Origin of the sequence: Flavobacterium piscis (genome assembly GCF_031457575.1) — a bacterium.
GTDB lineage: Bacteria > Bacteroidota > Bacteroidia > Flavobacteriales > Flavobacteriaceae > Flavobacterium > Flavobacterium piscis_A.
On record NZ_JAVDWQ010000015.1, the window covers coordinates 134,077 to 142,599 of the forward strand.

Sequence of the window (8,523 nt, forward strand, 5' to 3'; positions counted from 1 at the left end):
TAAAAATCATCCGCTTTATTACTTGATATGTATTTATCAAAACTTTGTTTCTATTTTTATTGGTATATCCAGAAAAGTAGTTTCCTTCATAATATTAAGTAAAAGCAGTAATTTATAAAAGTAATGAAAGAAGATAAAATATTAGATGTAGAGTTTAAATCTTTTGATGACCAAATCAAGGAAACTGAAATTGAAAAGAAGTTAAGTATTCCAGCCAAAAGGTTGATGGAAAAATTGGAACCTATACCTAGTAAAATAGAATCTCTTCAGTATCGATGGTTTTGGGAATTAGTTCAAAATGCAAGTGATTTTAATTTCGAAGTTGATATAGAATTAGAGCATACAGAGAATGTTTTAATATTTAGACATAATGGTCAGCCCTTTAAACTTGTAGATGTAGAAAATTTGATAACACCAGATTCAGACAAGGATGATGCAGATATTGATGATGACTATATTGGACGTTTTGGAAGTGGTTTTATATCAACACATGCACTTTCAGCTTTAATTACAGTTGAGGGGTTGGTCAAAGACAAATATAGAGAAAATATACATTACAGTTTTAAATTTGACTTAGATAGAAATCAATATAATTCAAAACTTAAATTGATAGATTCAATTCAAACTTCAGAAAGTCAGTTTAAAAATAATTATATCTCATCTGAGCACTTACCAGGATCTTTTGAAACAAAATTTACTTATGATTTAACTAAAGGATTATCTAATCTAACTCCAAAAGGAATTGCAAAATCAGGAATTGAATACGCCGTCAAGATTTTACCATTAGTCTTTACTTTTCTGCCAAAACTTAAATCGGTTAAGTTCATTCAAAATAACGGTAGTTTAAAAGAAAGCTATTTTTATCAAAAAAACAGGGATGATCAGTCTGGATTATGTGAAATAGGTTATAAACTAAATTCAGTACTCCAGCCAGATATAAAAGTTAAGTATGCTGTACAAGATGATGTTACCGTTGCTGTAGAAATAAAAGATAATCTAGTGGTGGAATATCCAGAAAATATCGCTGTACTATTTTTATATCTTCCCATGATTGGTTCAGAAAAATTCCCTTTTCCAGTTTCAATAAATTCCCAAAAGTTTAAACCGGAAACAGAAAGAAATGGCATAAATATTTCAAATAATGATACTGAAAACAGAAATAATTTATCAAATGGAGTAAAAGCATATCAAAAATTGCTTGAGACATTATCAAATGATAGAGTTGGAAATCTTTATCATTTGGTAAAACTAAAGAGTGATAGAATAAAAGCACTATCAAATGATTCTTCATGGTTTCAGCAGAATATTGAAAAAGACTTCAAGACCGTACTTGATCAGGTAAAATTTGTTAATTGTAATGGGAAAAGCATTTCCTACTCAGAACTAAAACTTCCTTTTATTCCCGAAAATAAAACAGAATCAAAAGATTTAGATTTTTATGATACTGTTTGTGATTTAATATTAGAACAGGTACCTGTCAGGGTTGAATATTTAAGCTGGTTAAAAAATATAGATTTCACAATATTTAAGCAGGTTCCATTTAGATTAGATGCAGCTGTAAAAATAGTAGAAGACGCTAAAAGTTTATTCCAGCTTTCAAAACTGCTTAACAAAAATGAAGAAGATACAACTAAATGGCTGGCTGTTTTTATAAAGTATGTAATTAAAAATGATAATGGTCTGCTTACAAAACATAAGATAATTCCTTCTAAATCAGAAGAAGGGACATTTGTAGACAGAGATGCAGAAATTTATGCAGATAATGGAGTTCATGTTGATTTGATTGAGGTTTTCAACAAAATGAAAAATGAAAATTATCGAGATAAACTTTTAAATGATACAATAAATAAAGAGGTCGTTAATCTATTGCCTCCTAATAAATTTAAAACATGGGATTCTTTAGCAAAAGAGATAGATGATATTTTCAGAGTACGATTAGATGGAAATTCTCGATTATCTAAAAATGAATTAGATGGGTTAAGTATTTTACTAAAATGGCTGAAAGTAAAAGGATTCCCTAATTGGAAAGAACTTTCAAATTATTTTCCAACATTTCATGGCTCATATTCCAATTTTTTTATGGAAAGTTTTAATGAAGAAGAAAGAGTAAAAGCAATTACAATTCGTGATAGCGGTAAGCAAGATTCATTACTTAGACTTGCAGAATCTGACGTTACTGAAGCTGAATTAAATAAAGTTGTGGAAAGTATTTCTGAGGTAAAGAAAATAATCAGCATAATAGAATCTGGAGCAAATTTAAATCAACTTAAAGAATTGGCTCAGCTATTTCCTGATAAAATACCTTCGCAGGTAATGGACATTGCACGTGAAGAAGGAGAAAAAAAACGAGATTTTGATACGAAGTCAAAAATTGGCAGCGATGTTGAAAAGCTATTTAAAGCAGCCTTTGAAAAAGCACATTTAGGGTTAATTGTCGAAAAAGCTAATTTAGATGCTGTTGACTTTGTATATGCAGGAGGCGGATCTTATGATTTTAGAATTACTAATTCGACTGGCCAGTCTTTTTTTATTGAGATGAAATCGGTCAGACATGGAAACACTGATGCAGTTAAGCTTGCAATATCACAGTTAGAGAGAGCTGTAAATCCTAGATTTAAAGAACATTATTGTATTGCTCTGATTGAACGCACAAAAGATATTAAAGATATGGATGAAGATTATATTTTAAAAAATTTAAAGTTTATCCCAGTCCCAGGACTTTTTCTGGAATCAGTTTATGAAGACCATAAAAAAGTAATTGAAAGTACAAGTAGAGCCAAAGAAGCTAAACTTTTGATGTTGAACGCTGACTTTCGATGTAGTATTGATTACGAGTTTCTTTTAAGTAAATCCAAATTAATTGATGGACTTGAAACAGCAGTGATAAATAGTTTAAAAAGCTAATTATACTACATTAATAATAATAAACTTAGGACAAGAATTAAAGGTTTTTTTTTAGGCGATAAAAATAAATTTTTATGAAGATTTGTTACTTTACATTATTAAAGATATTCAAAAGAGCCGGCTAAAAGTTAAAATCTTCCAGTAAAATGTCATATTTTGTTCTTCTGCGTTCGGCAATATTATAGATGGCCTCAGTATTTCATTTGTGAATTGTTTTTATAGACTAATCTGATCCCAACCCTTTTTGATTTCAATGGACTTTCACAAGCAAGCTACTTTAAATCTTCTTTAAATGTTCATATATTTATCTGGCAAATAAGTATTTTACGGCGTTGTTGAAATGTTGCTCTGATGGTTATAAAAACTGAGTCAAGAAGTGAGTATTTTATTTATTGGTGATGGGTGATTCCTCCGGTACAGTTTTATGCCCAACAAAATACTTAGTATAGGCATCAGAATATTCTTGAACAAAATCTCCCCTTAATTTATGCTCTAAAGCAAGCCTTATAGGCTCAATGAAAGCCAGTTTTTTCATGAAGTTGGTATGGTGCATCACAGCCTTTACCCACACCGGTTCAAAAGCCTCATAGTTAAAAACTGCAGGCTCCAGTAACCATATATCAAATTCAGTGAGTCCGGTAAACAACTTCTTCTGTTCATTTGTAAGTATAATGTCAAGATTGTGGCACATTAACGCAGCATTCAATAATGTGACATTGGAATATTTCACTTCATCATTTAAAAAAGTGACACCACCGCCCGAATATTTTGAAATTGATGTTATATAATGGTTGAAATAGTCCTTATATCGGTATTCGTATATTCTGTGCCGGAGCAGGTCTTCATAAACTACAATATTGAACTCTTTTTCCAAAGATTGGTCAATAGCTCTTATTAATTGTTGCCTGCCTGGTTCGTCGAGTATATTGAGAAGAAAGATATAATATCTGAAATTTATGAACCCATTAGACATCGAATGGCAATTGGTAATGGATTTAGAAACCAGTCCCAAATTATCGATTTTCAGTTCTGGATAAAATTGGTGTAAGGCACGGCATAAACTTTCTACGAGTCTCTCATACTTATTATTATTAGGCTTGTCCCGCGCGATTGTAACTTCTAATACTTCCTGCAGGATTTTGGACGAAAAGAGGTTTCCTTTCTTTTTAATAAAATTGGCCAGGGTCTCTATATTAAACCAATAGAGAAAACTTTCCGTTCGGAGGAAATTTAATAGCGGCTTTTCAACTGAAGATAAAATGTCGTCCGGCAATTCTGACCCGTTTAAAATTACGAAAAAATTGGTAAATATTCGCCGAAGCTTTTGTTTCAGGTTATCATTCAGCAGGAACTCAGTCATGAGGTCACACGGATGCGGGTCAAAAACCATGACGCCCTGCGTATAGAACGATTTAAGATAGGCCTCAAGCCAGAGTATCAGATCGGAAAGCCCTTTTTTATCTATTTTTAATGGTTTGCTGTCACCCAAAACAAGTTTCAAATCTTCTGAAGGTATATGGATTATAGCTTCCCTGATAAAAAAGGCATTAAATGACGGCAATCCTACTTTGGCCGTCCGGAAATTATTAACCAGCCCTTCAAACACTTCCTTAACCATTTCCTGGTAGTCAGAAAAGACGTCATGAATGATGAAATTTCGGTTATCGTGAAGATATAGTTCAAAATAATGTTCGGCGATTTCCTGGGCAAGGTTTAATCCCCCTGTTTGCTGTCCATGGTTATCATACAGTCGTCTCAGTTTTTCGATTGATTTGTTAGAGGTTTTGATTTTATTTTTGATCCTGCCAATCAGTCGGTCTTCCTTGACCTGGATCAGGTACTGGCGCACATCATTGTCAATTTCGAAATCAAGCTCGTCATGTATAATAGCATCAATATCAATCGATTTTATTGCTTTTATAACGGCATCTCTGTCGCTAAGATGGTAATGATTGCTGATGAGGTTGTGCAGTGACTTTAAATTGAGTTTGGTTAAGAAATAGGCTATCCCTTTGTCTTCTTTATATTTATAGCGGTCGAGATACTTATATACGTTGAAAGCCTCTTTATAATTGGCTGCCAAATAATTGCCATAGGCGATTTCACTGTCATAAGAATACTGATCTCCTCTGGCGGTTTTGAGTTTTTCAAAAGCTCTTCTGAAATTAAAGTTCCTGAAATTGCAACTGATACAGTCGCAAGAATCAGGAGTCTTGAGTGCAATGCTTTTAGAAATCCCTTCCTCGTTCTCTTCAAAGTAAAAAGAATGGGTAAAGTTGAATCCGATGGTTGACGACCGTGCCTTCTTTACAGCCTGATAATCCTTGATGGCATCGATTTGAGTAATATTGGAATTATTTAGGAACTTAAAAATCCAGGCAATTTTGTCCTGATAGTTGTCTACCGAAGATTCCAATAATTTAGAATATGCTGCTGTAACAATTACCTCACAGTCCACGATGTCTATTCCAGCCATCATATAGAATAGGTCAGGATTAATTGTAAATAAAGTACCGTGATCATAATGCCAGACATATTCGTCCAAGATATTAAACGGATACAATGATGCCAGGTAGTTTGGGTCCACAAAACCGAAACCATCGAATCGTTTTAAGGAATGGTAAATGGCATCGACTATATGTTCTTGTTCCAAGCTGCCGGGGATTTTTTCGGTTACAAACTCGTAATACCTATCGGTTTTTGACTTTCGACCTGATGCGATAAATCGGCTACGTTGAAAGAAAAACAGGAATTCACGTAGTTTATCAAAGTCTTCCAGATCCTCTAACTTATATTGTTGGTACCTTGATCGGTCTAACGATGGATAAATCCTGATTTCCTTGAAATTGGAGACAATGACCCATTTGCATTTACCGCCCATTTTAGACGTATACTCGAAAGCTTGGTCTATTGTTGTTTTTCCACCAGGTCTTTTCTGCTTATCTTCCAGTTCTGTATTGGCATCCTTTATTTCGATGATCGCCCTTACATCGTCAAGTCGTTTATCCTTTGAAAAGTATCCTAAATGCGGCATCTGGCTTTGTCCCGTCGACCCTGGCTTTCATTTCTTCCCTCAGGGACCAACTTCTCGAGTTTCCGCAGTTAAACTCAAGCACCTCACCAAAAATGGCCGTCACAAATCTCGATTTTACTTCTTCCTCCTTAAGGCTGTTGAGTTTCCCTGAACGAAGTTCAGCAATCCATTCAGATATGATTTCACGTTTTTCATTCAGTTGCGGAAAGTACTGGCTTTGAAAAGTACTGTAGTGTTGGCCAAGGCTTTCTTTCGAAAAAATTTGTTCTGGCATGTCAAAATATTTAAGTATTGTGATTTTCTTGCTAATTAATCCTCAGCATCCGGGTATTCTTTTTCCACATAATACAATGGCTCCATAGACCTGAACCACCCAATATCCAAAATGATTCTGTCATAGATTTTCGCCGTAGCATCCGGAATCGGCGGGAAGGCTTGGAACATCCCAAATTTGTACTGTTTCAGGCCATTCGTCGCGGCAATACATACAATTTCCTTTTCCCTATAACCAGTCTTGTAAGCATAAAGCGCCATGGCAAGCTGTATCATGCTGTCGACTTCTTTTTCTGGCACATTTGGCGGATAATAAATCAACAAATGCCCGATGCCATTGTACGCAGTGTACCGTCTTGCTAAGGTATCTAGATCATTTTCATGTTTTTTGACAAGGTCGATAAGTGTTTTCGCTAAAAGCCGTCTTTCGGTCCGCCCTGAATTCATAAGCTCCCTTGCTAACGTCTCGCCGTCAGGCAACGATAAAACATCGGTCTTGACGATGTGGTCAATAAAATAGCTTATCTTATTTGCTTCCTTCTTCCGTCTCAATTGGGAACTTTTCTCATAATTATTCCAAGACCCTGAAAGGTTAAGCGCAATCTCCTTAATGTGTTCTGATTTGTAGTCCACATTGAATTTACGTTTGTTCATCAGGAATTCGGCAAGTAAGTCTTTCTCAGTACAATTGACCGTAATTTTTTTTCCAGAACTCAATAAGCGTTCCCGCTCATCAAGGTACTCAACAAAATCCTTTATGGTATCCAGTTCTTCAATAATAGCTTCAAACGTTTCCTTATTTAGGATGGTGATGAATCCTTTGTTGGTTGGCTGGTCACTAAATTCGTAATACTCAAATTGTTCACCTACATTGATCGTCAGCTTATAATTTTTTGTGTACCGACCCGGTTCAAAAAGTTCAGGCTCTCGGTCAGGATGTTTGATATACACCTCACGTTGGGATTTGAAAAGCTTACGCTCAGCTCCGTTTAGTTGGCTTGTTGACTTTTCGATAACACGTTTTTTATATCGCTCATAGTTCCCGTCAAAGCTGTGATTTTTGACTGAAATTATGATGAGTATGTCGCGAAAGGAAATTAACAGGTCGCAGATTTCCTTATTATCATCAGCAATGTCTTTAGGATTGGGATAGCACCAATATTTAAGATAAGATTGGTATGCAAGTTCATTTACATATTCTTCGCCTGCGTCTCCTTTTAATTCATGTTTCATTTGTATATGATTTGTATAGTATGCGATTTGTAAGCGGGATTCGATGAAAAGTCGAAGAGATTATCCGTTTTCCTTGCAAAATTCTCGTGCACTTAAACAAAGATGACAATATAAACAAGGCTTACAGTAATTTTTAACAGATTTTTTCACTACCTTAAATTTTCTTGCCAAACCTATAGCTGTACTTTGCTTTAGATGAATTATGATATTACTTTATAAAACCTTCAATATCCTTTTTAGCAACATAAGTAAACTTTCCTTTTGAAAATTTATTTATGTTATTGCGTTTTATAAGATTGTATAAAGCTCCACTTGAAATATTAAATTTTTGTTGTATTTCAGTGATAGTATAACAGTCTTTAATTTCAGCTTGTTTTCTCTGTTCTGTTGATCTTAAAACTACTTCAAAGCCAATTTGTGGCTTTTCAAATAAAGCATTGATATCACACCGCCTAATTAAGGTTTTTCTTTCTGAAAAGTTATAGGCATTTATTCTTTTGGTATTGATCAAACGATAGACAGTTTTAATTGAAAAACCTAGAAGTAAAGCAAGTTGTCTTACATTTAAAAATTCTTTGTCTTTAAGATCAATAAGCGGCTGATTTTTTATTTTGATTGTTTGAAGGTTGGAGTTTTCAATTTTTTTATTTTTTAACCTTTGCTTATAATCTTTGCTTGCACATTTTAATGAGCAATATTTTGTTGTGGTTTTCTTTGCAAGGAACTCAGAATCACAAAATCCACATATTCTATATACTGAAATATTCGAGCTCATTTTCCAATTTTATTAGTTGGAATTATTAGGACTGAAAAGTAGTTAAGAACACTTAGGCAATACATTTTGATTTGGAGAGAAATTATTGCTAGTGTATTTCCAGACTAAATTTTTAATCAAAAGAATTCCTCGAGGCTCTGCCTCGGGGTTTAGCGTAAAATAGAAAGATTAGTATATTTGTTGGATGAGCGAACACATTTTCAAACGAGATAATAAAAGTTTGTTACTTTATCATTTGGTGTGTCCTATAAAATATAGGAGAAATGTTTTAACCGATTCTGTTGAAATGAGTTTGGTTTCTATA

5 protein-coding genes are annotated in these 8,523 nt (G+C 34.0%); 1 reads left to right on the plus strand and 4 read right to left on the minus strand.

Features of this window, described 5'->3' with window-relative positions:
- Positions 1-123 precede the first annotated feature (123 nt).
- Entirely contained in the window at positions 124-2,904 is a 2,781-nt protein-coding gene (locus tag J2W48_RS18410; protein WP_310283191.1) for a sacsin N-terminal ATP-binding-like domain-containing protein, read from the plus strand.
- 385 nt (positions 2,905-3,289) lie between these two features.
- On the opposite strand, the gene J2W48_RS18415 is transcribed toward J2W48_RS18410, so the two are convergent.
- The 4 genes from J2W48_RS18415 to J2W48_RS18430 form a co-directional block, all read right to left on the minus strand.
- A complete protein-coding gene (locus tag J2W48_RS18415; protein WP_310283193.1) occupies positions 3,290-5,938 on the minus strand; it encodes a hypothetical protein in 2,649 nt (882 codons plus the stop codon).
- The gene (locus tag J2W48_RS18420) at positions 5,907-6,212 is read right to left on the minus strand and encodes a hypothetical protein (protein WP_310283194.1); all 306 of its coding nucleotides are present in this window, start codon (positions 6,210-6,212) and stop codon (positions 5,907-5,909) included. Before J2W48_RS18420 ends, J2W48_RS18415 begins: the two co-directional genes overlap by 32 nt.
- Before the next feature lie 35 nt (positions 6,213-6,247).
- Positions 6,248-7,444: a hypothetical protein gene (locus tag J2W48_RS18425; RefSeq protein WP_310283196.1), complete on the minus strand. Its 1,197-nt coding sequence runs from the start codon at positions 7,442-7,444 to the stop codon at positions 6,248-6,250.
- A gap of 208 nt (positions 7,445-7,652) precedes the next feature.
- Positions 7,653-8,219, minus strand: a complete 567-nt coding sequence (locus tag J2W48_RS18430) for a helix-turn-helix domain-containing protein (RefSeq protein WP_310283197.1) — start codon at positions 8,217-8,219, stop codon at positions 7,653-7,655.
- Positions 8,220-8,523: the final 304 nt, after the last annotated feature.

Coding starts and splice junctions, on each gene's coding strand:
- J2W48_RS18410 (WP_310283191.1), top strand. CDS start 124: ATGAAAGAAGATAAAATATTAGATGTAGAGTTTAAATCTTTTGATGAC.
- J2W48_RS18415 (WP_310283193.1), bottom strand. CDS start 5,938: ATGCCGCATTTAGGATACTTTTCAAAGGATAAACGACTTGACGATGTA.
- J2W48_RS18420 (WP_310283194.1), bottom strand. CDS start 6,212: ATGCCAGAACAAATTTTTTCGAAAGAAAGCCTTGGCCAACACTACAGT.
- J2W48_RS18425 (WP_310283196.1), bottom strand. CDS start 7,444: ATGAAACATGAATTAAAAGGAGACGCAGGCGAAGAATATGTAAATGAA.
- J2W48_RS18430 (WP_310283197.1), bottom strand. CDS start 8,219: ATGAGCTCGAATATTTCAGTATATAGAATATGTGGATTTTGTGATTCT.